This window comes from Colwellia sp. BRX8-5 (genome assembly GCF_014077325.1).
Taxonomy (GTDB): domain Bacteria; phylum Pseudomonadota; class Gammaproteobacteria; order Enterobacterales; family Alteromonadaceae; genus Colwellia_A.
Map to the genome: position 1 here is coordinate 1 of NZ_JACGVR010000026.1, position 25032 is coordinate 25032.

The 25032-nt window shown below is 38.4% G+C and carries 19 protein-coding genes; 12 read left to right on the forward strand and 7 right to left on the reverse strand.

Annotated elements, in window-relative coordinates; all coding sequences use genetic code 11:
* From H4J62_RS14905 to rimP, 3 genes are all read right to left on the reverse strand, one after another.
* On the reverse strand, positions 1 to 494 hold a 494-nt coding region (locus tag H4J62_RS14905; RefSeq protein ID WP_182231344.1), incomplete at its 3' end, for a translation initiation factor IF-2 associated domain-containing protein.
* A 20-nt stretch (positions 495 to 514) separates the two neighbouring features.
* On the reverse strand, positions 515 to 2008 hold the full coding sequence (gene nusA, locus H4J62_RS14910) for a transcription termination factor NusA (RefSeq protein WP_070376182.1): 1494 nt from the start codon (positions 2006 to 2008) through the stop codon (positions 515 to 517).
* 94 nt (positions 2009 to 2102) lie between these two features.
* Positions 2103 to 2570, reverse strand: a complete 468-nt coding sequence (rimP, locus tag H4J62_RS14915) for a ribosome maturation factor RimP (RefSeq protein WP_070376181.1) — start codon at positions 2568 to 2570, stop codon at positions 2103 to 2105.
* Between the two features lie 477 nt (positions 2571 to 3047).
* On the opposite strand from rimP, the gene H4J62_RS14920 reads away from it, so the two are divergent.
* From H4J62_RS14920 to nth, 8 genes are all read left to right on the forward strand, one after another.
* The gene (locus H4J62_RS14920) at positions 3048 to 4916 is read left to right on the forward strand and encodes an EAL domain-containing protein (RefSeq protein ID WP_182215447.1); all 1869 of its coding nucleotides are present in this window, start codon (positions 3048 to 3050) and stop codon (positions 4914 to 4916) included.
* Positions 4917 to 5072: 156 nt separating this feature from the next.
* Positions 5073 to 5654 (forward strand): electron transport complex subunit RsxA, encoded by a 582-nt coding sequence (rsxA, locus tag H4J62_RS14925; protein ID WP_070376179.1) that lies wholly within the window; start codon positions 5073 to 5075, stop codon positions 5652 to 5654.
* The gene (rsxB, locus tag H4J62_RS14930) at positions 5654 to 6208 is read left to right on the forward strand and encodes an electron transport complex subunit RsxB (RefSeq protein WP_070376178.1); all 555 of its coding nucleotides are present in this window, start codon (positions 5654 to 5656) and stop codon (positions 6206 to 6208) included. Before rsxA ends, rsxB begins: the two co-directional genes overlap by 1 nt.
* Positions 6209 to 6218: 10 nt before the next feature.
* A complete protein-coding gene (gene rsxC, locus H4J62_RS14935; protein WP_182215449.1) occupies positions 6219 to 8591 on the forward strand; it encodes an electron transport complex subunit RsxC in 2373 nt (790 codons plus the stop codon).
* 4 nt (positions 8592 to 8595) lie between these two features.
* Complete coding sequence (rsxD, locus tag H4J62_RS14940; protein ID WP_182215450.1) at positions 8596 to 9672, forward strand: electron transport complex subunit RsxD; 1077 nt, start codon at positions 8596 to 8598, stop codon at positions 9670 to 9672.
* Positions 9672 to 10331, forward strand: coding sequence for an electron transport complex subunit RsxG (gene rsxG / locus H4J62_RS14945; RefSeq protein ID WP_182171345.1), 660 nt, complete (start codon positions 9672 to 9674; stop codon positions 10329 to 10331). The genes rsxD and rsxG overlap by 1 nt, the downstream gene beginning before the upstream one ends.
* Before the next feature lie 5 nt (positions 10332 to 10336).
* On the forward strand, positions 10337 to 11044 hold the full coding sequence (locus H4J62_RS14950) for an electron transport complex subunit E (RefSeq protein WP_182215452.1): 708 nt from the start codon (positions 10337 to 10339) through the stop codon (positions 11042 to 11044).
* An 18-nt stretch (positions 11045 to 11062) separates the two neighbouring features.
* The gene (gene nth / locus H4J62_RS14955; protein WP_182215454.1) at positions 11063 to 11722 is read left to right on the forward strand and encodes an endonuclease III; all 660 of its coding nucleotides are present in this window, start codon (positions 11063 to 11065) and stop codon (positions 11720 to 11722) included.
* Between the two features lie 35 nt (positions 11723 to 11757).
* Here nth and H4J62_RS14960 read toward each other — a convergent pair whose 3' ends face one another.
* Entirely contained in the window at positions 11758 to 12426 is a 669-nt protein-coding gene (locus tag H4J62_RS14960) for an ABC transporter substrate-binding protein (RefSeq protein WP_182215456.1), read from the reverse strand.
* A 336-nt stretch (positions 12427 to 12762) separates the two neighbouring features.
* Between H4J62_RS14960 and H4J62_RS14965 the strand changes: the two genes are divergently transcribed.
* Complete coding sequence (locus tag H4J62_RS14965; protein ID WP_182215458.1) at positions 12763 to 13182, forward strand: VOC family protein; 420 nt, start codon at positions 12763 to 12765, stop codon at positions 13180 to 13182.
* Between the two features lie 55 nt (positions 13183 to 13237).
* Here the strand turns inward: H4J62_RS14965 and H4J62_RS14970 are convergent, their stop codons facing one another.
* Positions 13238 to 15313 (reverse strand): spermidine synthase, encoded by a 2076-nt coding sequence (locus tag H4J62_RS14970; RefSeq protein ID WP_182215459.1) that lies wholly within the window; start codon positions 15311 to 15313, stop codon positions 13238 to 13240.
* A gap of 248 nt (positions 15314 to 15561) precedes the next feature.
* Positions 15562 to 18267: a type I DNA topoisomerase gene (gene topA / locus H4J62_RS14975; protein WP_182215461.1), complete on the reverse strand. Its 2706-nt coding sequence runs from the start codon at positions 18265 to 18267 to the stop codon at positions 15562 to 15564.
* Between the two features lie 390 nt (positions 18268 to 18657).
* Between topA and H4J62_RS14980 the strand changes: the two genes are divergently transcribed.
* Positions 18658 to 19764, forward strand: coding sequence for an arginase family protein (locus H4J62_RS14980; RefSeq protein WP_182215463.1), 1107 nt, complete (start codon positions 18658 to 18660; stop codon positions 19762 to 19764).
* An 85-nt stretch (positions 19765 to 19849) separates the two neighbouring features.
* On the opposite strand, the gene H4J62_RS14985 is transcribed toward H4J62_RS14980, so the two are convergent.
* Positions 19850 to 22369, reverse strand: a complete 2520-nt coding sequence (locus H4J62_RS14985; protein WP_182215465.1) for a hypothetical protein — start codon at positions 22367 to 22369, stop codon at positions 19850 to 19852.
* Between the two features lie 173 nt (positions 22370 to 22542).
* Between H4J62_RS14985 and H4J62_RS14990 the strand changes: the two genes are divergently transcribed.
* Complete coding sequence (locus H4J62_RS14990; protein ID WP_070376166.1) at positions 22543 to 23895, forward strand: dicarboxylate/amino acid:cation symporter; 1353 nt, start codon at positions 22543 to 22545, stop codon at positions 23893 to 23895.
* 428 nt (positions 23896 to 24323) lie between these two features.
* Positions 24324 to 24875 (forward strand): DUF805 domain-containing protein, encoded by a 552-nt coding sequence (locus H4J62_RS14995; protein ID WP_182215466.1) that lies wholly within the window; start codon positions 24324 to 24326, stop codon positions 24873 to 24875.
* Positions 24876 to 25032: the final 157 nt, after the last annotated feature.

Here is a 25032-nt window from a genome sequence, read left to right on the forward strand (position 1 = left end):
GCTTTAGCTTCGGCTTCGGCTTTTGCCGCTGCTTTACGCTCAGCTTCTGCTTCAGCTTTTGCTGCAGCAACTGCTTTACCATTTTCTGCTTCTTTAGCATCAGCAATTGCTTTTGCTTCAGCAGCTGCTTGAGCGGCGATTTCAGCTTCTGCTGCTACTTTAGCTTCAGCTTCTGCTTGCTGTTGTTCTTCAACTTCGCTGCGCTTAACATAAGTGCGTTTTTTACGCACTTCAACATTAACTGACTTAGCTTTACTGCCATGTCCCATCGTTAACGTTGATTTAGATTTACGGTTAAGCGTCATTTTTAATGGTCCGGCTGTTGAGTCGTCACCATGTTGCTTTTTCAAGTGGTCTAACAATGCTTCTTTTTCATCTTGTGATACGGAATCGGTCGCGGATTTATTCACGCCAGAGTCAGCCAATTGGCTAACTAAGCGGTCCACCGGTGTACCAATTTCTTGAGCAAGTTCTGCTACAGTTGTGTTTGACATCTACTATATTCTCCCGGGAATTATTCTTCGTTAAACCAACAAATATTACGCGCAGCCATAATTAACTCGCCCGCTTTGGTTTCATCTAATTCTTCAATATCGGCAATTTCGTCAACGCCTTGTTCAGCTAAGTCTTCAAGGGTAATTACACCACGACTTGCTAATACAAATGCTAAGTGACGTTCTAAACCGTCTAGCGCTAATAAATCAGCTGCTGGTTCTGCATTTTCAAGAGATTCTTCACTTGCTAATGCACGAGTCGTTAATGCCGCTTTGGCACGTTCACGAAGCGCTTCAACAATATCTTCATCCATACCGTCAATTTCTAACATTTCAGCTGCTGGTACGTAAGCGATTTCTTCTAACGTAGCAAAACCTTCTTCTGCTAATAAGTTAGCAAAATCATCATCGATATCTAAGTTATCTGTAAACAATGAAATAACTTTATCGTTTTCGGCTTGATGCTTCTCGTTCATGTCAGCAACAGTCATCACGTTTAATTCCCAGCCAGTTAATTGGCTAGCTAAACGGATATTTTGACCACTACGACCAATGGCCATCGCTAAATTGCCTTCTTCAACAGCAATATCCATGGTGCCTTTGTCTTCATCAACAATAATTGATGCAACTTCAGCTGGAGCCATTGCGTTGATAACATATTGTGCTGGGTTATCGTCATATAAAACGATATCAACACGTTCACCACCAAGCTCAGTTGAAACGGCTTGCACACGTGAACCACGCATACCAACACAAGCACCTACTGGGTCAATACGCTTGTCATTAGATTTTACAGAAATCTTTGCACGTGAACCTGGATCGCGAGCAGCGCCCTTAATTTCTAGCATCTCTTCGCCAATTTCTGGCACTTCTACGCGGAAAAGTTCAATTAACATTTCAGGCTTAGAACGAGTCACTAATAATTGTGCGCCGCGCGTTTCTGTTTTAATTTCGTATAACAAACCACGAACACGATCCCCTGGACGGAATGTTTCACGAGGTAACATATCGTCACGGTAGATAACCGCCTCTGCATTATTACCTAAATCAATAATGATGCTATCGCGACTGGCTTTTTTAACAACACCTGTCACTAGTTCGCCAATTTGTTCTTGGTAAGCTTCAACAATAAGAGCACGTTCTGCTTCACGAATTTTTTGAACAATAACTTGTTTTGCTGTTTGCGTAGTTACACGGTCAAATTTAACTGATTCAATTTGATCTTCAATGTAATCGCCTAACTGCAACTCTTCATTGTCGTACTGTGCAGCTGACAAACTCATTTCTGCAAATGGGTTTTCTGCTACGGCGTCATCGGCAACAACCAACCAACGTCGGAAAGTATCAAATTCACCATTAGTACGGTCAATAGCAACACGAACAATAATGTCACCTTCATATTTTTTCTTTGTTGCTGTTTCTAAAGCGGTTTCCATTGCTTCAAAAATGCTTTCACGGGGTAATGCTTTTTCGTTAGATACGGCATCTACAACCAGTAATATTTCCTTACTCATGCTACTTAGCCTTTTTAATCGTTTCTGAACAGTTCAACTATTTATGTAATGACGTTGAACAACTACGTATTTTTATTTTATTGTTATTATTTGCTTAGCTTTTTTTATTATGATTAAAAACCAAATTGCCCTTAACAATATTACCAAGCACTAATTCATAGTCTTCACTGTCGACCGTTACTACTAAAGTATCGTTTTCAACGGCAGCTAAGCGACCTTTAAATTTGCGGCGACCGTTTAATGGTATAGATAATTTTACTTCAATAATTTCACCAATCACTGCTTCATAGTGTGGTTTATCAAATAACGGTCGGTCTAAACCGGGTGACGAAACTTCTAAATTAAACTCACTGCCGATAGGGTCTTCAACGTCAAGAATAGCGCCTACTTGACGGCTAACTTCAGCACAATCATCAACATCAATGCCATTCTCATGGTCGATAAACAAACGTAATACTGAGTTATTACCAGCACTAATATACTCAATGCCTAATAATTCCTTACCAACTTCTTCAACAGCAGGACGTAACATGTCTGTTAATTTATGTTCAAACTTAGCCAATCATTTTCTCCAAATAAAATCTTACTTTGTCTTCATGTATCAACATCCAGATACAAAAAAAGGGCTTATAGCCCAGCAATTCTTAAAGCTTATCGTGCTGAACAAATGTCCCAGATACGAAAAAGCCCCAATACGCGGGGCTTATTACACTGAACCCACGATGTTGATTTAACCTAGTGACTTATAAAATAAGCCGTCAAATCGATACAACAATATAAAATTATCTTCTAACTTTGCTTTAAGCAATAGCCAAAAAATTAATTTCAGTGAAATATTATTATATTTAAGCTAGGTCAATTATATAGCGACTACCGCCGAATCGCAAGCCTAATTGATAGGATAAGCAATAAAACCTTAAGTTATAGAGCTCATTAACGCCTACATTATATATCGCTCTAAATAACAGTAAGTTAGTAATTTTTTATCAAGCATGCTATAAATTGAAGTGGGCCTAACTTTTCAGTAAATCAACATATTATGTATAGCTATTCTCAATTATTAATGCGCAACGTCATTTTAGGGATGTTTTTTAATATTCTTATTGTTGTTATGGTGAGTTATTTCTTTGCTACCTCACTCTCGAGTAAGCAATTAATGATGCAAAACTCTATTTCAGCTATTATCGACACATCAGATAAGACCAACCAATTAGAACAAGTTAAACACTTAGTTAATCTAGCTGATTTTCAATTATTTTCCCTACAACAACAAAACAAAGAAATAGTTAATTATAAAGTAGAAAACACCAACCTGCTTGTCTCTTATATTTCCCCACCCATAGTCGTATTTACTCACCCATCTAATACGACCGTTAGTTATCAAATAAACAGTAATGATGCCGCGACATTGATCTTTAAAATAATGCTGGTATCTATTTTAGCCAGCCTTATCATTATTGTTATTGCTTGTACGTTAAGTGTTAAACACACTAAAAAGCTTGTTTTTGTGGTTAACAACAAAATAAAACAGGGTATTGCTCAAGTTATATCGATGAATAAACTTGAGGCTGGTGATGAAATTATCGACATGCCTGAATTAACTCATGGACTAAAAAAAGTCGAGGCATTACTTTCCGCGCATGTTAATGATGCCAGTGCACTTGAAAAGCAAGCTTATATAGAACCTCTTACAAAATTAGAAAACCGTAATCGCTTTATTCAGTTTTTTGCTAATGATGAAAACCAGGTTGAATTTGGTGTCTTAGCGATAACACGCTGTTCTGAACTGCAAACGATAAATCAAATACACGGTTACAGTGAAGGTGATAATTATATTTGCAAAGTTGCCGACATTATCAAAAGCGTTACTGCAACCTACCGAGGTGCAAATGTTTATCGACTTAATAGTTCTGACTTTGCCACTTTGCTTCCTAACGTAACATTAAAAGAAGCTGAAAACGCTGCGAATGAAATATCCAGTAAGTTTAACGCTTACCAACAATCATCAGATTTAGATTCAGTTGGCTACACTGGGTTAGTCTATTTCGAGAAAGACAAACCACTTGGCGAATTACTGGCACTCGCTGATACCGGCATCAGTATTGCACAAACTCAACAACTAAATTCTTGGTATTCGCAAAGCGACAGTGACATTTTACATAGCTCTAGTGCGAATTATGGCAACCAAAATTGGCGTCAAGAAATAGACAGCGTATTAGAAAACCAACGGGTTAAATTACTTGTCCAACCGATAAAACCTAATAGCCGTAACAATAAAGTCTATGGTGAAATTCTTGCCCGCTTTTTAAATTCAACTGATGAAATGTTACCCACCGCTTCTTTTATAGCTATGGCGGAAAAGCTTGATAAAATGATGGCTGTTGACAAAATGATTATCGAAAAAGTGATCAGTGAAATTAAAACAAAAAATTTACATGACCAATTTTTTGGCATCAACATCAGTTCACGTAGTATTCATGACGAACATTTTTTAATTTGGCTTGAACGTCGTTTATTGAAAGAAGCAACTATTGCTGCGAAATTGATCTTTGAGATAACGGAATACGGCCTCCAACAAAACATTAAAACCAGTAAGCGTTTTATTGATATGATCCACAGAGTCGGTTCTCGTATTACTGTTGAGCGTTTTGGTGTGGGTTTAACCTCTTTTAAATTTTTCCGCGACCTTAAACCTGACTTTATTAAAATGGATAGTACTTATACACGTGATATTGATGATGATAAAAACAACCAGTACTTCATCAGATTAATGGTCGATCTTGCTCATCGTCTCAGTATCACTGTTCTAGCTGAAAGTGTTGAAAGCCAAGAAGAAAAGTTTACTTTAGAAAAATTATTTATCGATGGTTGCCAAGGTTTTTATTTAGGAAAGCCTGAAGCGATTTAATTGAGTATAACTTAAAGCTAAACGTTCCATCTTAATAAAGGCCAAGCATGGCAAGAAGATAGTGCATATGCAATAAAAATTAAGGCATTGAGCGGTTGTCATCTGACTAATAAAGTCGGATAATAGCGTGAATTATCTCATAAAATTAATTTTCAAATGACAGATTATCTACTGCTGTTAGTTAGCACAGTATTAGTCAATAACTTTGTTCTCGTAAAGTTCCTAGGTTTATGCCCATTTATGGGGGTGTCTTCACGTACTGAAACTGCAATCGGTATGTCATTTGCCACCACCTTTGTAATGACTATTGCTTCGTTACTCAGCTACATCGTAAATACCTATATTCTTACTCCTCTGGGACTCGAATATCTAACAACTATGATGTTTATTTTAGTCATTGCTGTTGTTGTACAATTTACCGAAATGGTCGTACATAAAACCAGTGCCAACTTATACCGTTTACTGGGTATTTTCTTGCCTTTGATTACCACTAATTGCGCGGTATTAGGTGTTGCTTTATTAAATATTTATGAGCAACATAATTTTCTTGAGTCGATTGTTTATGGCTTTGGTGCGGCTGTCGGTTTTTCTCTTGTACTTATTATGTTTTCAGCGATGCGCGAAAAACTTGCTAATGCTGATATCCCAAAACCTTTTAAAGGTTCCGCTATCGCTATGATAACCGCTGGCTTAATGTCACTTGCCTTTATGGGTTTCACTGGATTGGTGAAGTTGTAATGACCACCCTATTAGCAATACTAGTACTTGGCTGTATGGCATTAGTCTTTGGCGCCATTCTTGGCTTTGCCTCTGTAAAATTTCACGTTGAGGGCGACCCTCTTGCCGAGCAGGTTGATGCTATTTTACCACAAACGCAATGTGGCCAATGCGGTTACCCCGGTTGTAAACCTTATGCTGAAGCAGTCGCTAACGGTGAGGCTATTAACAAATGCGCACCTGGCGGCGAAGATACCATCAAAAAAATAGCAGACTTAATGGGGGTTGAACCACCACCTCTTGACGAAAACCATGATACAGACAATTCTCCTAAAGTTGCTTTTATTATTGAAGAAGACTGTATTGGTTGTACTAAATGTATTCAAGCTTGTCCTGTTGATGCAATCTTAGGTACGACCAAACAGATGCACACTATAATAGCCGACGAATGTACTGGCTGTGACTTATGTATAGACCCTTGTCCGGTTGATTGCATAATAATGATACCTATCGCTAAAACACCACAAAACTGGCAATGGGATCTTAATAATATACCTGTGGTACAGCTTGATTAGGTGAGGATTCGTGGGATCAGTTATTGAACGTATAAAGCGCGCTAATTTTTGGACTTTTCATGGCGGTATACATCCACCAGAACAGAAGTTCTTAACCACTGATAAGCCTATCAGAGCGGTTAGCATACCTGAACAGCTAATACTGCCATTACAGCAACACATAGGTATTGCTGCAGATTTACGGGTAAAAGTAGGTGATAAAGTACTTAAGGGGCAAGCACTCACCCAGAGTATGCATCCTATGGCTGTTCCTATTCACGCTCCTACGAGTGGCACTATTACTGCCATTAAAAATGCCGTTATTGCTCATCCCTCAGGCCTAAGCGAATTATGCTTATTTATTAAGCCAGACGGAGAAGATACATGGCAAGAACGTCATATATGTACTGATGTAAGTAAATTAAGCCATAATGAAATAATTGATAAAATTTCCTCAGCCGGTATATCAGGCATGGGAGGTGCTGGTTTTCCTACACAAGTTAAAATAAGTACTAGAGACAAAATACAATTCCTTATTATTAATGCCGCTGAATGTGAACCTTATATTAGTGCTGACGATTTATTAATTCGCGAGCACAGCCCATCAATTCTTGATGGCATTAATATACTTGACCGTCTTCTTTCACCAGAACATATCCTCATTGGTATTGAAAATAATAAACCTGAAGCGATAAAAGTACTTCAGCAAGCAACCGCTAATAATGAAAAAATTCAAGTGTGTGTAGTGCCAACTAAATATCCTACTGGCGGTGAAAAACAGTTAATTCAAATATTAACAGGTCAAGAGGTTCCTTCAGGCGTTTTCCCAAGTTCTATGGGTATTGTTATGCAAAACATTGCCACTTGCTTTGCGATAGCTGATGCGGTAATAAACGATATTCCATTAATTAAGAGAGTGGTCACTGTCAGTGGCCAAGCTTTACAGAAGCCACAGAATGTCTGGTCATTACTCGGCACCCCCGTAGGCTTCTTGCTCGAACAATGTGGTTACCCCAATAAAGATAAAAAGCATATCATTATGGGTGGTCCAATGATGGGCTATAGCTTACCCACAGATCAAGTTCCCGTTGTAAAAACAACCAATTGTATACTTGCACCGAGTGAGCAGGAAATATCATCACCTTATTCAACCGGCACAAAAGAGGTTGAGTGTATCAGATGTGGCCAGTGTAGTGATGTCTGCCCCAGCCAATTGTTACCACAAGAGTTACAGTGGAGCGCTAAAGCAAAAGATCACCAACAACTTGATAAATTAAACTTATTTGATTGTATTGAATGTGGTGCTTGTGCCTATGTTTGTCCGAGCCAGATCCCCTTGGTGCATTATTACCGAGTAGCAAAATCTGAAATTCGTCAACAAAAACAACTTGATCTAAAAGCTGAACATGCAAAGGTAAGATTTGAAGCACGAAAAGAGCGTTTAGCCAGAGATAAAATAGCACGAGAAGAAAAACACAAAGCAGCAGCAGAAGCACGTAAAGCGCGGATGAACTCAGGTACCAGCGAAGCAAAAACAGAAAAATCAGCGGTTGCTGCCGCCTTAGCTCGAGTTAAAGCGAAAAAAGCTCAACAAACCCAAGGTAGTGAAAATTTCACTGCACAGACAGAAGCACCATCGGTAGAAAATGAACAAAAAAGTCAAGTGAGCGCAGCTATTGCAAGAGCGAAAGCGAAAAAGCTAGCAGCGCAACAAAATACGGCAACTTATAAATCAGAACCACAAAGTGCGCTGGGAGATGTTCCACCGGCAATTGATGATAAAAAAGCTAAAATTGCCAATGCTGTTGCAAAGGCGAAAGCCCGTAAGCTAGCTGAAAAAAATAAGAATAGCGCAGATGATAGCGACTTAACCCTTGATAATAACATTGTTAACGAAGCAGACGCACAAGCAAACCAGGCTGATATGCTCGTTCCAGCTGATGATAAAAAAGCTAAAATTGCCAAGGCGGTTGCAAAGGCGAAAGCCCGCAAGCTTGCTGAAAAAAATACGAATAGCGCAGATAATAGCGACTTAATCCTTGATAATAACATTGTCGTCGAAGCAGACGCACAAGCAAACCAGACTGATATGCTCGTTCCAGCTGATGATAAAAAAGCTAAAATTGCCAAGGCGGTTGCAAAAGCTAAAGCCCGTAAGCTAGCTGAAAAAAATAACAATAGCGCAGATGATAGCGACTTAACCCTTGATAATAACATTGTCATCGATACAGACGCACAAGCAAACCAGGCTGATATGCTCGTTCCAACTGATGATAAAAAAGCTAAAATTGCTGCAGCAATTGCAAAGGCGAAAGCCCGTAAACTTGCCCAGCAACAATCAAAATCAACGGCTAATACTAGCGAAGAAATAACCAACAAACCCGTAAAATCAGAGTTGACGTAAAATTATGGCCTTCTGGATAGCAAGCTCACCACATAATCATGTTCAAAGTGAAACATCATCAATAATGCGTATGGTCATTTACGCCACTATTCCCGGTGTATTTGCCCAGTGGTATTTTTTTGGCTGGGGTAATTTAATCCATATATCACTCGCTGTGATCACCGCATTAATAGCAGAATTTACCGTTTTATCTTTACGGGAGAAAAATATCAAGGCGCAACTATTTGATGGCAGCGCTATTTTAACGGCGGTATTACTGGGGATTAGTTTACCCGCCATAGCGCCGTGGTGGATCACTGTTATCGGTGTATCTTTTGCCGTCATTGTCGTAAAGCAACTATACGGAGGTCTAGGTCATAACCCTTTCAACCCTGCAATGGCCGCTTATGTCATGCTATTGATTTCATTTCCGGTACAAATGACATCGTGGTTACCACCACTTGAACTAATGACCTTACCGTTAAATTTTGTTGATACACTCTCTGTAATCTTTAGTAGCTTTACCATTGATGGCTATTCTGTTGAGCAACTAAGAACACATGTCGACGGTTATACCATGGCAACCCCCCTAGATACGGTAAAAACAAACCTAACACTGGGCTTAAACATTGCAGAAAGTATGACAAGTCCCGTCATTGGTGAAAATTTTGGAGTGGGTTGGGAATGGGTTAGTGCAGGTTTTTTACTCGGTGGTCTATTCTTAATAGGCAAAAAAACAATTCATTGGGCAACACCCGTTAGCTTTTTAGCAAGCATATTTGTTTGTTCATTAATTGCTTTTTTATATAGCCAAGATACTAACGCTTCAACACTCTTCCATTGGTTTAATGGTGCATGTATGTTTGGCGCATTCTTTATTTTAACGGACCCAGTTTCCGGCGCTACCAGTATTAAAGGCCGAATCGTTTTTGGCGCATTAGCAGGCTTTTTAGTCTTTATTATTAGAAAATACGGCGGTTACCCTGATGGCGTCGCGTTTGCAGTGCTAATTTGTAACATGGCTGCTCCACTAATAGATCAATACACACGCCCCCGTACTTATGGGCATAATATTTCATCAAGTAAAGCAGGCAAAGAATAATGGTCCTTTCTCTTACCAGTGCAGTCAGTAAAAATGCCAGGATCCTCGCTTTATTTGCTATTGCTTGCACGGCAATTGTTGGCGTGGTTCATTCACTCACCAAAGATCAAATTATCTTGCAGCAACAACAAGACTTATTACGTAATTTAAACAGTATAATTGCCAAAAATAGCTACAACAATGTTATCTATAAAGACTGCTTCATTTTACCTAACGAGGCATTAGGCACAGTTAACCCACCAAAAGTTTACCGTGCAAGAAATGATAATAGCCCTGTTGCTGCAGCAATTACCACCGTTGCACCAGATGGATACAGTGGCAATATAGAGCTTATTGTTGCCATCAATATCGATGGTAGCATAAGCGGTGTTAGAACATTAAAACACCAAGAAACGCCTGGACTAGGCGATAAAATTGAAGAGAAAAAAAGTGATTGGATCAATAGTTTTACCGGTAAAAAGCTCATTGATAAAAATGATAATCGTTGGTTAGTAAGAAAAGATGGCGGCATGTTTGACCAGTTCACCGGCGCGACAATAACCCCACGTGCTGTGGTCAAAGCAGTACGTAAATCCGTTAATTATTTTAACGCTCACCAAGATGAATTATTTGAAGCAGCGAGTAATTGTTCAAATCAAGATGTTGCTAAGGGAGCTTAATCGTCATGAAAATTAACGATGAATATAAAGAATTAGCTTGGCAAGGTTTATGGAAGAACAATCCGGGTATAGTACAGCTTTTAGGATTGTGTCCATTATTAGCCGTAACATCGACCCTAACCAATGCTATTGGTTTGGGCTTAGCGACCTTATTTGTTCTAATTTGTTCAAATACTACCGTATCGGCAATACGAAAATGGGTACCTAAAGAAATTAGGATCCCTATTTTTGTTTTAATTATTGCTTCTTTTGTTACCTGTGTGCAATTATTAATGAATGCCTATACTTTTGGCTTATATCAATCACTTGGCATATTCTTACCCTTAATTGTTACTAACTGTGCCATTATTGGTAGAGCGGAGGCATATGCCTCTAAAAACCCAATTAAACAAGCAAGTTTTGACGGTTTAATGATGGGCTTAGGCTTTTTATTAATATTGATGTTGTTAGGTGCAGTAAGAGAAATACTTGGCCAAGGAACGCTGTTTGATGGCGCTAATTTATTACTTGGCGAATGGGCAAGTATATTACGTATTGAAGTTTACACCCTCGATAGTCAATTTTTACTCGCCATACTACCCCCAGGTGCTTTTATCGTCATGGGCTTATTTATAGCGTTAAAAAACGCCATTGATGATCGAGTAGCAGCCGCTAAGCCTAAAACAGAAAGTAAGGAAATTGAACGAGTTCGTGTCAATTTTGATGAAAAATAATAATAAAAGAATAACGCCATGAATAAAGTACAACGTTTAGAAATATTAACTCGGTTACGAGACAATAATCCACACCCAACCACTGAACTTAATTTTTCTTCACCTTTTGAGTTGCTTATTGCTGTGCTGCTTTCAGCACAATCGACTGATGTTGGTGTTAACAAAGCCACAGCAAAGCTTTATCCTGTTGCTAATACCCCTCAAGCTATACTTGATTTAGGCCTTGATGGCTTGAAGTTTTATATAAAAACAATTGGTTTATTTAATACTAAAGCGGCAAACACGCTAAAAACATGCCAAATGTTAGTTGATTTACATAATGGCGAAGTTCCCAAAGAAAGGGCGGCACTAGAAGCCTTACCTGGGGTTGGCAGAAAAACAGCAAATGTTGTTTTAAACACCGCTTTTGGCCAACTAAAAGATAATGAAGGTAAGTACTTTATTGCAGTAGACACCCATATTCAAAGACTGGCAAATCGTACCGGTTATGCGAAAGGGAAAACAGTTGAAGAAACCGAAAAAAATATTATTAAAAACACACCAAGAAAAACAGAGTTTTTTTATAACTTGCATCACTGGTTCATTCTGCATGGTCGTTATACTTGTATAGCAAGAACCCCCCGTTGTGGTTCTTGTATAATAGAAGATTTATGTAGTTTTAAAGAGAAAACCAGTTAATTCGTTCTCAGATATTATCAGTGTATAGTCGTTAGTTATAAATTTATATACTTGTTGTATATCCGCAAAAACTCACCACTTTCCTTGATTTTAGTTAACCCTAAATTAAAATCATCTCGAATTTTTTTATCTCTAAATACGGGACGATAGTCCATGGGTTTATCTATAGTAAGTTTGTGCTCGGTAATTTCTTGGCTATCTAGACCATGCATTAAATTAAGTTTCTTTACAAAATATCTAAAGATATAACGATCGCTTACTACCACATCATAGCGCCCAAAATACAGTAACTTCACTTGTGTTAGTTGGTCGCTAACGCCATAAAACCTACTGTCTTCTTTTACTTTTTTTAGCCATTTAGGGTAGCGTTTATCTGCTCCTTGAAAAGAAACCACATTCAACGAATCTAAATCTTTAGGCCTTTCCAGTAAAATATTTTTATTCTTTAAAGTAATAAATACATTGTCATAGATTACAGCTGCCTTGGCATAAAAACCGCCTTGTGATTTTAAGTTTACCCCCATATCTCCCATGACTGCATTAACTAAATTATTGGTGAAAGCATAAGGAATTCGTCCTAATGGAAAGTACATTGGCTTTAACGTATGTCCTTTATGAGCTAAGGCGGCTTTAATAATATCTATTTCGATTCCACTATTATCATCTTCAAAAATATAAGGAGGAATTTCTTTACTAAAAGCCATTGATACTTCTGTAGCTTGGCTAATAATAGGCCATAGGAGACTACAAACAATCAAGCTATATGTGAGTGGTATTATTTTTATCATGTCATTAATTTGTTGTAATATTGTTAACAGACTACATAAGAATATAAAATAAACTATTGATAATGTCATTTTATTTTTCAGTGGGTGTATTTACTGATATTCGATTTTAATTAGCATAGTAAATAAAATACTTTCTGTTTATAGTGGCAATTAATGTAATGGTAAATGAATTATTATCTAAACAACAGATGAAGTTTTTGCTGTTTGTAAATCATTACTTTTTATTAGCTAACAATACAAAACAGGTACAAAATGAAATTTTTACACACAATGGTTCGCGTACATGATTTAGATAAGTCACTCAATTTTTATATTAATCAGCTAGGGCTCATTGAAACAAAACGTGTCGATGTACCCAAAGGGAAGTTTTCGTTGATTTTTCTTGCGACAGAAGTTGGCGGCCCTGAAATTGAACTGACCCATAACTGGGATTCTGAAGAAGAATATACCGTTGGCAGAAACTTTGGTCATTTAGCCTTTGAGGTTGCTGACATATATAAAACTTGTGCGGCGCTAATGGCATCAGGCGTTGTTATTAATCGTCCGCCTCGTGACGGCCATATGGCTTTCGTAAAATCTCCAGACGGCATATCTATTGAGTTATTGCAAAAAGATGACGCATTAGCCCCTCAAGAGCCTTGGTTGAGTATGGAGAATCAAGGGAGCTGGTAAAGTAACGGCTTAATTATCTTGTCGATGACATTTCACTCGACAAGATATTTAATGTTTACTTGAGTACTGATAATAAATCACTGTGATCATCGGTCCATATTATACGACTCTTTTCGCCAATATTTGGCATTGGCCAAGCACTCGCGTATATTTTAATGCGCGCATCATTAAGAAAAAACTCATTATTTGTTACTAGCACCCACTGAACATTATGTTCATTTTCTTTATCCGCTAGCGTTTCCACATAAACAATTTCTTTATCTAATACATCGGCTAAACCACGTACTAAAGGTGTTAAATTAAGGTGTGAATTAGAAATGTGTATCGCTAATACGCCATCTTTTTTTAGGTGCTTAAAATAAAGCAGCAATGCTTCTTTTGTTAATAAATGCTGTGGGATGGAATCACCCGAGAAGGCGTCAATGACTAAGGCATCAAACTGTTTGCTCCCTGAATCTTCAAATTGTTGCATTAAACTAACCCGACCATCACCTAAAACCACTTCAATGTTGGCAGCAGAATCTTTTAAGTAACTAAAATAGTTATTAGCGGCAAAAATAACCGCAGGGTTTAATTCATAAAATATATAGTGATCAGTTTTATTACCATAAGCAGCTAAGGTACCTGCGCCCAAGCCCACAAATCCGGCATTTATATTTTGAGCACTCCCCTCTTGTAGTCTTTGTTTGGTCAGTTGCTCAAGTGCAAGAGCAACACCGGTATTTTTTCTATAGTAACTTAATGGCGTTTTTTCATTGCCTTTCTCTAATGATTGCGTACCGTGTGATGTTGTTCCATCAATCAAACGACGTTGCACTTTATTATTAACTTCTACATCTTTAACACTTAAAATTCCGTAAAAATTGCGTTCACTTGCCACATTAGTTTTAACAAAAAGCGTATTAAGATAAAACAATCCCACGGTAAAACTGACCGCTAAAATAAGATTAGATGCTACCAACCAAGTTTGTGTTTTTATTGCCGTATTTCTTTGTGAATAAATACTCAAAGCTAAAAGAACAAAGACACTAATAATGGCTAAAGGAAACTCTAAAAATTGATCAAAGATATTTTGCGCAATAAAAGCAACAAAGGCACTACCTAAAAAGCCACCCAATGACATAAATAAGTAAAACAAAGTTAACTGCTGAACTTGCGGTTTTAAACGTGCTAATTCCCCATGACAAATCATACACGCACTAAATAATATACAAGCGTAAATAACCACTTGTGAAATAATGTCGAGTTGCGAGCCAATAAAGTACATCAACAAAGCTAAACAAGCCGTGAGTACAAATAGCGCAAACCAATATTCTCTGACATACCACTTAGAGCTATGAAAACTAATAATAAAAGTCAGTAGGTATAAACACAGCGGCACTATCCATAAAAAAGGCACAGGGGGAATATTTTGTGTCATCGCATTGGTGGACGCCACTAATAAAATAACACCAACCATGGCTAACGCTATCCATAAAATTTTATCCAATAATGTGGTTGTTACGACGCTTTTATCCAACGCTTGCTGAGTACTTTGCTCAACAGAAGTAAAGCTTAATTTTGACATTTTTAATAATAACGTTACCAGTAGTAACGCATAACAACCATACCCGAACGTCCAATAATTTGATTGTTGAGTTGTGGTTAGCAGCGGTTCAAATAGAAAAGGAAAACTGATTAACGCCAGCAAAGAACCTACATTGGATAATGAATACAATTGATAAGGGAGTTTTCCTATTTCGATATAAGTTAACCATCGCTGTATTAACGGGCCCGTTGACGACAAAATAAAATAAGGTAACCCTATCGATACTGTTAATAACAGTAGGATATTTTGAAGTGGCGAACTTGTCTGTGATATATCACCCCAATCTTGAATGCCAATAGGAAGAAATAACACACTGACAAGTAGAAAGACCGAGTGAATAATTAATTGTTTTTTGACAGATTTAACTTGTGTTAAACAGTGAGCGTAAAAATATCCTAATAATAGAAAAGCTTGAAAAAACAATAAACATGCAGTCCAGACAGCTGAACCACCGCCAAAGTATGGCAAAATCAATTTAGCAATAAGGGGTTGTACTTGGAATAATAAAAAAGCACTTAAAAAAATAATCGCCAGATATAGCATTTAATATATTTCTCTTAATCGTCAATCTAACTAGCTAATTGCTGGTTACGCTTGTGTTACCTAATGTGGGCATTTTTTAATCCCCTTTATCATGAGCACTTCATTCTTTCACATCGAGATACATGGATGTATTAATACTGTGATGACATGGCTGTCAAAAAGCGGCCATGTCATCATGCATACTGTTCATCCTGAACATAAAAAAAAGCGCTACATAGCGCTTTTTTTTATTTTAAGCTAAATATATATTATTCAGCTTTCGGTTTTGCCTTAGCTTTAGCTTTTGGCTTTGCTTTAGCCTTGGCTTTGGGTTTTACTTTTTTCTTTGCTTCTTCAACCCATTTACCCTCAACATACTTTGCATTCCAGCCCGTTGCTTTAGGTTTTGCGCCATCAGCTTCAGGTGCAAGTTCAGTCATGACATACTGTTCTTTGGTTTTACGACTATAGCGCACAACGGCTAAGTTTCCGTCAGGATCCTTAATAGGCGCATCGGCTAAATAATAAAATTTACTCGATATTCTGTCTCTAAAACGCTGTAGCTCTTCAACTTTAGGTGCACGTGTTTCTCTTGAGCGCGGAAAAGTGTTCGCTGCCAAGAAAATACCCGCTGCGCCATCACGTAATACAAAGTGTGCTTCTGATTTTTCACAAAGTAATTCAGGTAGTTGCACAGGATCTTCTTTTGGAGGAGCCGCTTCACCACTTGCTAGTAACTTACGTGTGTTTTTACATTCTGCATTGGTACAATCAAAATATTTACCAAAACGGCCTGACTTAAGCTCCATTTCAGCCTCACAACGATCACATTCTAAAATGGGACCATCGTAACCTTTTATTTTAAACTCGCCGGTCTCAACTTCAATGCCATCACAAACAGGGTTATTACCACAAACATGTAGCTTACGCGTTTCGTCAATTAAATAACTGTCCATCGCAGTACTACATTTATCACAGCGTCGCATGGCACGTAATGCGTCAGTTTCTTGGTCTTCCACTAATACACTGACCGCTTCTTCGCCAGAAGTAAGGTTCATCGTTTGCGTACAGCGTTCTTTTGGCGGTAAAGCGTAACCAGAACAACCTAAGAAGACGCCAGTAGAAGCAGTACGAATACCCATTTTACGACCACAGGTCGGACAATCAATATCTGTTAATACCGGTTCATTATTACGCATGCCACCTTCTTCAGTAGGCATATCAGCTTGGCTTAACTGTTTAGTGAAGTTTTTATAGAAACCGTTAAGGACATCTTTCCAATTAGCTTTACCCTCAGCCACTTCATCAAGCTCTTGCTCCATGTTGGCGGTAAAATCATAATTCATTAAGTCTTTAAAACTTTCAGATAAACTGTCAGTAACAATTTCGCCCATTTTTTCGGCGTAAAAACGTTTTTTATCTAAGCGAGCGTAACCACGGTCTTGAATAGTAGAAATAATTGACGCATACGTTGATGGGCGACCAATTGAACGCTTTTCTAATTCTTTTACTAGTGATGCTTCACCAAAACGAGCTGGTGGTTTAGTAAAGTGTTGCGCTGGATTTAACTGCTCTAGGGTTAATACTTCACCAACAGATAAATCAGGTAAATGCTTGTCATCACCTTTTGATAATTGCGGATGGACTCTTGTCCAACCGTCAAATTGCATGACGCGACCTTTGGCCTTTAAATCAAAGCCTGAAGCACCAACAGTAATGGTACTAACGGTATAGCGCGCAGCTGTCATTTGACAAGCAACAAACTGTCGCCAAATTAGGTCGTAAAGCTTCTTAGCATCGGCTTCAATGCCTTCCATAAATGCAGATTCTATTTTAACATTTGATGGACGAATCGCTTCATGGGCCTCTTGTGCACCCGACTTACTGCTGTAAATTTTCGCTTTTTCAGGTAAATAATTTTCACCAAAGTTTTTAGCAATATAACCACGACACATTTCAACCGCATCTTTACTTAGATTGGTTGAATCGGTACGCATATAAGTGATATGACCTGCTTCGTATAAACGCTGAGCTAAACCCATAGTACGCTTTACGCCAAAACCTAATTTAGTACTTGCTGCTTGTTGCAGTGTCGACGTAATAAAAGGAGCAGAGGGGGTACTTTTTGACGGTTTATCATCACGTTTATTTACGGTATAGGCTGACTTTTCTAAGCTTGCTAATGCTGTTTTCGCATCTTTTTCGTTGGTCGGCTTAAATGCTTTACCATTTTCGTGGGTAACATCTAATGGAAAATCTAAACCAGAAGCGGTTTTTGTGTCAGCGGTGATTTCCCAAAATTCTTTCGGGTCAAACGCTTTAATCTCACGTTCTTTTTCAACAACTAATTTAACAGCAACCGACTGTACGCGACCGGCAGATAAACCACGGGCAACTTTTTTCCACAATAATGGGCTAACCATAAAGCCAACAACACGGTCAAGAAAACGTCTTGCTTGTTGAGCATTAACACCTGGCATACTTAATTCACCGGGTGTAGAGAAAGCTTGCTGAATAGCGTTTTCAGTTATTTCATTAAAGACAACACGTTTAAATTTGCTGTCATCGCCGCCGATAATTTCTTTTAAGTGCCAAGCAATCGCCTCTCCCTCGCGATCCAAATCGGTTGCGAGATAGACAGTGTCGGCTGAACCGGCAAGTTTGATTAATTCAGCAACAACTTTTTCTTTGCCTTCGAGTATTTGATAATTTGCTTCCCAATCGTTTTCAGGATCAATACCCATGCGGTTAACAAGTGCTTGCTTATCTCGTTTAGCTTTATATTTAGCTTTTGCTGCAGGTGCCATTTTTCTGACTTCAGCAGGAGATTTCGCGGCAACTTTTTTACCAGTACTACTGTGAGGAAGATCACGTACATGACCGACACTAGATTTCACAATAAAGTCTTTACCAAGATATTTGTTAATTGTCTTCGCTTTGGCTGGTGATTCGACAATAACCAGAGATTTTGCCATATATATATACTTTCCTACGTCACTGGCTATTTTTTTTGCCAGTATAATTACATTTCGGTTAGAACTGTCTAAAAATTAGCCGAGCAACTCATTTTTAGCACAAAAAAACCATAAATCATTGAAATTAGAATTCCTATTAGATATATCGGTAAATAAGCAAGCTGACAAGTTATTATTTTTAATAACATCGCCTAATTGAGCTATTTTCGTTATAATGGCGTCAATATTTCGGTATGACTATTATAAAAACTTTCCTGCCAACGATAATTTAATTCTATCTTAAATTCAATTGTTGCCAGTCAAAAAGCCTATGTCACCGTGTAAAACAATATTCATTTAATGCTTACTATCAATGTAAATTATTCGGATAAATAACAAGAGAACAAATATATGACAACATCATGGACTAACTTACAGGAAAAACTAACCAACTGTTTATGCCCAGCAGGTAACGGTGTTTTTACCGTCAATACCGCTAAAGAGCGTAAAGAGCAATTGCATCAAGCCTTGTTCGGTCAATCGACAGACATTGATAATATTTGGAAAGAGTCATTAAAAGGGCTTCCTAATGCGTCAAATGCCGTTATTTTAGGTGTTGCCTCTGATTGCGGTGGCGGAATTTTACGTGGAGCAAATTGGGGGCCATTATTTGTCCGTTCAACTTTACTTGAACAATACCCTGAGCTTGAAGCATTTGATATGGGAGATGTTCGCGTTATTCCACATTTACTTCATGATAAATATTTAAATGAAGCAACGCTTTCTAACTGTAGAAAAGCCCTTTATAAAGATGAAAACAGCCCTTATGCTGTTAGCCCATTAACCATTACTGAAGATGTATTACACGACTTTTATGCTGAGTTCCCACAAAAAGGTATTTTCGGCATTGGTGGCGATCACTCAGTAAGCTACCCGTTAACAAAAGCTTACTTGCAAGCAAAGAAAAAGCGCGGCATTCGTGCCGCTATTATTCATTTTGATGCTCACACTGATTTATTGGTTGAACGCCTTGGCATTGATTTATGCTTTGGCTCTTGGTGTACCCATATTTTAGATGATTTACATGAAAAACATCATTTGATTCAAGTGGGTATTCGCTCGAGCGGTCGTCCTAAGTCCCATTGGGAAAACACTTTTGGTGTAAGACAACATTGGGCTCATGAAGTGAAAGAGCTGGGCGTTGAAAAAATCATTGAAAATATTTTAGCGCAATTAAAAGATGAAAACATTGATGAATTGTATGTAAGCTTTGATATTGATGCACTTGATGAAACTGTCGCTGCTGCCACAGGCACACCAGAGCCAGATGGTTTATTTCAAAATGAAGCGATGGATATACTTCGCGCTTTAGCAGCAAAATACCGTATTACCGGTGCCGACATGATGGAAATTGCTCCTTTTACCGATAGTACAGGTTTAGGAAAAGAGAGTCGTGATAAAACGTTAGCGGCTGGCGCAGAGATCTCTGCCTTTTTAATAGCAGAGATGGCTAAATAAATTTTTAGTTTTATCTGTTATCGATAAACAAAAATAAAAAAACCGCTTAACAAGCGGTTTTTTTTATAGGTGGAAAAGTTAATTATTATTGAATAATAATACTAACACCACTAAATACAGTTGTTACACCACCAGGGGTTTCAACTTTTATTTCTAATGGTCCACTGGTTGGTTCCGCTTTACCTTTAATCGCAACACTAAATTGACTACCGCCGTTACTAGAATCCCCTGGCCATGTATAACTAGGGGTACCAACGACAGATCCAACACTAGCTACAAATGACACAACAGTACCAGCCGGCATAGGTTGATTGTGTAAATCAGCGATAACAACACTAACTGTTCCGGTACTTTCGCCAGCAATATAGAGAGAAATATCGTTTCGGTCAAAGTTTGGTGACGTATCTACAACGGCATCGTTTGTTGCTGTGACGGTTATATACGGTGACGTACCTGACATAATAATAACGGTAGAGCCACGAACATTGGTTGACACTTTTTGCGCTTTTTTGGTCGGATCAGGTTCATCATCTGGATTAGCACAATATTGATTGGCTACCTCGGTACCTGGATTCGTTATATCATTTAAACCACATAAAATGCCATTATAGACACTGTTTTCTATATCGAAAATTCCATTGCTATTAAAGTCAACAAACTCTTCTAACTCACCACCAGCTTGTGTACTCACTTCTACTGGATTGTATAAATTGTCTTCATTATGGTCAACAAAGGCCTCCTTTAGGTCGTAAAGTCTATCGCCAACATCTTTTCCTTGAAACAAAGTGTACTCACTCTCATCAAAGCGACCATTACTATTTTTATCAGGAAATGACTCTTCACCAATAGCGGTTGCTAATATTGTCACTCTTCCGCCATATTCCTGTCCAAGATAATTATTACCATTTGGCAAAGGTTGGCGAGCACAAAAGATCGCTGGATCATCATTTTCAGCCACACTACAAAAACTACTGGTTAATACTTGTCCCGCTGGACGAGGGTTTTGACTGGTCCACATAACAGAGCATGCACCATTAGTTGTTGTACATGAGGAACCTACAGAACCACCTTCAGTAGTAAAGTTAACAGCGGTTCCATCTGGTACTGGATTATTAAATGCATCAGCCATGCGAACAACAACAGGTACTTCTACACCATCAATGCCCCAAGCTTCAGGGTTTGCGACCCCCCGGGCCAAGCTAAAGCTATCTTGGTCCGGTAAACCCGTTGAAACGACGAGTTGACTAGATTGAGTAAATACAAAAGTGCCACCTAATGACTCTGTCGATGCTGTAACACGCACTGTAGTTGCAACAGAGCCTGAATTAACAACTGTTTGTACTAAACCTTGATCGTTAGTGGTCGCAAAATTTTGACTTAATTTTATACCACCCACATTGGTATTTAAGGAAAAATTCACTCGACGATTATTATAGGGGTTACCATCGGTATCTTTTACTTTGAACATCACCGTTGAACTTTCAGAGCCTCCAACAATACCAGCGCCTATTATACCAATATGCTCTGGCGATGCAGACACATACTCGATACTACCAATGTCAGCAGCTAAAACGCTAACAGATGCTGTTGCTGATAAATTAATGCCCCCAGCATTAGCAGTGACATTAATCGTGTCATCACCTACACACCCCTGTGCTAGATAAGTACTTGTCGCCGCACCATTAGAGGTAGTAATCGGTGTACTTAGTGTAGCGGTTGATTGTGCCGTACACCCAGATGAAAAATTAACATCTACAGGTTCAGTAAATAGATTACCTTGATCATCAACAATTGATACTGAAATAACACTCGTTCCGCCAGCAGAAATATTCGTTAAACTGACATCAGCAACACCTTCTATAAATGGGCTACCTGCTCCCATAATGACAGTTGAAGAACCAACAACAAAAATTGTTTGACCCGATTCTCCACTGGTAATTGATGCAGTAATAGTTCCTGCACCTAAGTTTTCACCCGCATATATATCAACAATCGCTTGATTATTTGCATTTGTGATAGCAGATGGAATAGGTATATCACCTACAGTAGAACTAAAAGTAACAATCAAAGGAGCACTAATACCATCAATTGTCGCAATTATTCTTGCCGGTTTTGATGACGTAACCGTGTCAGTGGCATTGCTATCACCATCTATGAGAGTGACGTTGATATTAATATCACCGACAACACCTATATCATCACCTTGTGTTTTAAAGCCTAATGGTACTAACGAGATCTCACCAGAAGAAAGAGAAGCGGATATCTCACCAGCACCACGAACACTACCTGCTGTGAGGGTAATCGTAGCGATACCATCTTCATTTGTTAAAGCAGAACCAGAAGATGGCGAAAAGGCTCCTAAATTTGTTGCGAAGGTTACCGCTCTGTTTGAAACAGGAGCACTGCCTTGCATTACTGTTGCTGTAACCGTTACCGGTGCAGCACCGGTCACCGTACTATCGGAAATATTGAGTGAAATAGTACTGGCAACAGATCCACCTGCAACCGGAGTTTCCACTCTAGATAAACCGCCATCACCACTACCACCACAACCACTTAGTGCGATAATTAAAATCCAAAAACTCAAACGTTGAAGCAGTGCCATACAAGCATCCCTTAGTATTTTTATTTACATCTCTATTTATAGTAACTTATATTCTAGAAATTTCATTAAAAATAGCGCTATAGTTGCTTTTTAATCAATAGCTTTTTTATCAATGAATTACCTGTTAATCTACTATTCATAATTTATAATAAAAAATAACGTTGCATTTCTTTATGACTGATAAAAAAAAAGCTAGTTTAACCGCTAGAATTGTTACTGGCATGCTTGCCGGTATCGCGGTAGGCGTATCCTTACAATTTCTTATGCCAGACAAATCAGACTTTGTTATCCCACTCTATTTCTTTGAACTTTCATTACGATCATTTTTGGTTGACGGGATTTTTGAAGTCATTGGACAAATTTTCATTTCAAGTTTAAAAATGTTGGTAGTACCACTGGTTTTTGTATCGCTGATTTGTGGGACTTGTTCCTTAAAAGATACCACAAAACTTGGACGTATTGGCGGTAAAGCCATTTCACTCTATTTAATTACAACAGCTATAGCGATTAGCTTTGCAATGTTTTTAGCGTTATTAATAAGCCCTGGCGAAGGGGTCAACATGGCCTCGGACACAACCTTCACTAGTCGTGAAGCGCCTTCTTTAGCGCAAGTCTTTATTCAAATGTTTCCGAGTAATCCGTTTGAAGCTTTTGCAAAAGGCAATATGCTTCAAGTCATTATATTTGCTTTGTTATTTGGTATTGCTATAGCGCTTTCAGGTAAAGCCGGCGAACGTATTGCTAGTTTATTTGAAGACATGAGTACCGTTATCATGCGCTTGGTAACTATATTAATGAACCTTGCTCCTTATGGTGTGTTTTGTTTATTAGCGAGTTTATTCACTGATATGTCACTTAAGGTATTCGGCAACCTAATTGTTTACTTCTTAGTCGTTTTCTTTGCACTAATTTTACATGCTACGGTAACTTATTCTACTATCTTAAAAGTAATGACTGGTTTAAACCCAATTACTTTTTTGAAAAAAATGCGTGATACCGTTATCTTTGCATTTTCAACAGCCAGCAGTAATGCAACCATTCCGGTAACACTTGAAACTGTTACCAAAAAAATGGGTGTTAAAAATTCAATCGCTTCGTTTACCGTACCTCTAGGTGCAACCATTAATATGGATGGCACGGCTATAATGCAAGGCGTAGCTACTGTATTTATTGCGCAAGTGTTTAATGTTGATTTAACATTTAGTCAATATTTAATGGTAATACTTACCGCGACCTTAGCTTCAATTGGCACAGCTGGTGTTCCAGGCGTAGGTTTAATTATGCTAGCTATGGTACTAGATCAAGTAGGTTTACCTGTAGAAGGCATAGGTTTAATTATAGGTGTTGACCGTTTACTTGATATGACACGAACCGCCGTTAATGTCACGGGTGACAGCATGGTCTCAATTGTTGTAGCTAAATCAGAAAATCAGTTTGATGAAGATATTTTTTATGATGAAAATGCAGGAAGTAAAATTGAGAATATTGATTTTCAAGACTTAGAAAAAAACCAAAGTGGCGATTAGCACTTACAAGACAGAATATTAAACAAAAAAAAGGTGCTTTAAAGCACCTTTTTTATGTTTTGGGTATTTAAAACATTAATACTTATAATACCTTGCTAAGCAAAAACAATATTGCAAGCGCCCTTATAAGCACTATCAAATTTGTACAGATATCACCTTATCAACGGATGTTTACCATACACTATTTGCAATGTCATAGTGGTAGTAAGCCAATCGCTGGTGCTAATATTCAAGTTAAATAATACTAATTTCTAGTAGCGTATCACGTTAAACTGAAGCTGGTTTTCGACAGAAAAATAGCTAAAGTTGATACCGACAGCTTAAAGTCGGCTCGATGTCGAGGTGATGTCACCGCCTTGTCGTCACGTATAATACAATGCGGCATTATCATAGAGAATAATCTTAACACATCAGTACAAGGAAAATTAATGGACATTAATAGTGTAAAACTCAGGGAGATGCGCCTTGAAAGGCATTGGTCACAAGAGCAACTCGCTACACTAAGCTCCTTAAACCTTCGGACAATCCAGCGACTTGAATCTGGTGCTAAGGTATCAACAGAGTCTTTACGAGCGCTTGCCGCCGTATTTGAAGTACCTGCAGAGAGATTACTGCTAAATGCCGATAAACCCAGCGAATCTGCCCTCGCATCAATTCACGAAGGTATATTAAAAGGCCTAGAATTTAGTGGATTGACTTCACGCGCAGATTTTTGGTGGCTCGCGCTCGCCATAACGATGCTACTCGCCTTCGCTAAATTACTCGCCGAGGCTTTCGCTAGTCCGCTGCCAATGCAAATTGCCTCATTACTAGTTTTACTGCCGTGGGTCGCTGCATGTACTCGACGTCTGCGTGACGCTGGGCTAAGTATTTGGTGGCAGCTAATAAGCTTAGCGCCAGTCGCCGGTATTATTATACTGCTCTACTTACTCACCTACAAAACTCAATCAAAAGAGCCCGATGAGGATCACCCTAAGTGATTTCAGCGCCATTTAGTATTGTTCCATACTCGTGCTAAGGACAACCCCGAATAACCACTATAAAAAAATGCGACTAAGATGACTAAGCAAGATATTATATCAGCTATAAAAAAACCTGAGTAGCTACTCAGGTTTTTGTGTTTTAACGACGCTTTTA

Bases quoted from the DNA above. Each gene is read 5' to 3' on its own strand.
- H4J62_RS14995 (WP_182215466.1), top strand. From the start codon at position 24,324: ATGGACATTAATAGTGTAAAACTCAGGGAGATGCGCCTTGAAAGGCAT.
- H4J62_RS14965 (WP_182215458.1), top strand. From the start codon at position 12,763: ATGAAATTTTTACACACAATGGTTCGCGTACATGATTTAGATAAGTCA.
- rsxG (WP_182171345.1), top strand. From the start codon at position 9,672: ATGGTCCTTTCTCTTACCAGTGCAGTCAGTAAAAATGCCAGGATCCTC.
- topA (WP_182215461.1), bottom strand. From the start codon at position 18,267: ATGGCAAAATCTCTGGTTATTGTCGAATCACCAGCCAAAGCGAAGACA.
- nusA (WP_070376182.1), bottom strand. From the start codon at position 2,008: ATGAGTAAGGAAATATTACTGGTTGTAGATGCCGTATCTAACGAAAAA.
- H4J62_RS14970 (WP_182215459.1), bottom strand. From the start codon at position 15,313: ATGCTATATCTGGCGATTATTTTTTTAAGTGCTTTTTTATTATTCCAA.
- H4J62_RS14960 (WP_182215456.1), bottom strand. From the start codon at position 12,426: ATGGCTTTTAGTAAAGAAATTCCTCCTTATATTTTTGAAGATGATAAT.
- rsxD (WP_182215450.1), top strand. From the start codon at position 8,596: ATGGCCTTCTGGATAGCAAGCTCACCACATAATCATGTTCAAAGTGAA.
- H4J62_RS14920 (WP_182215447.1), top strand. From the start codon at position 3,048: ATGTATAGCTATTCTCAATTATTAATGCGCAACGTCATTTTAGGGATG.
- H4J62_RS14990 (WP_070376166.1), top strand. From the start codon at position 22,543: ATGACTGATAAAAAAAAAGCTAGTTTAACCGCTAGAATTGTTACTGGC.
- rsxA (WP_070376179.1), top strand. From the start codon at position 5,073: ATGACAGATTATCTACTGCTGTTAGTTAGCACAGTATTAGTCAATAAC.
- H4J62_RS14950 (WP_182215452.1), top strand. From the start codon at position 10,337: ATGAAAATTAACGATGAATATAAAGAATTAGCTTGGCAAGGTTTATGG.
- nth (WP_182215454.1), top strand. From the start codon at position 11,063: ATGAATAAAGTACAACGTTTAGAAATATTAACTCGGTTACGAGACAAT.
- H4J62_RS14980 (WP_182215463.1), top strand. From the start codon at position 18,658: ATGACAACATCATGGACTAACTTACAGGAAAAACTAACCAACTGTTTA.
- H4J62_RS14985 (WP_182215465.1), bottom strand. From the start codon at position 22,369: ATGGCACTGCTTCAACGTTTGAGTTTTTGGATTTTAATTATCGCACTA.
- rsxB (WP_070376178.1), top strand. From the start codon at position 5,654: ATGACCACCCTATTAGCAATACTAGTACTTGGCTGTATGGCATTAGTC.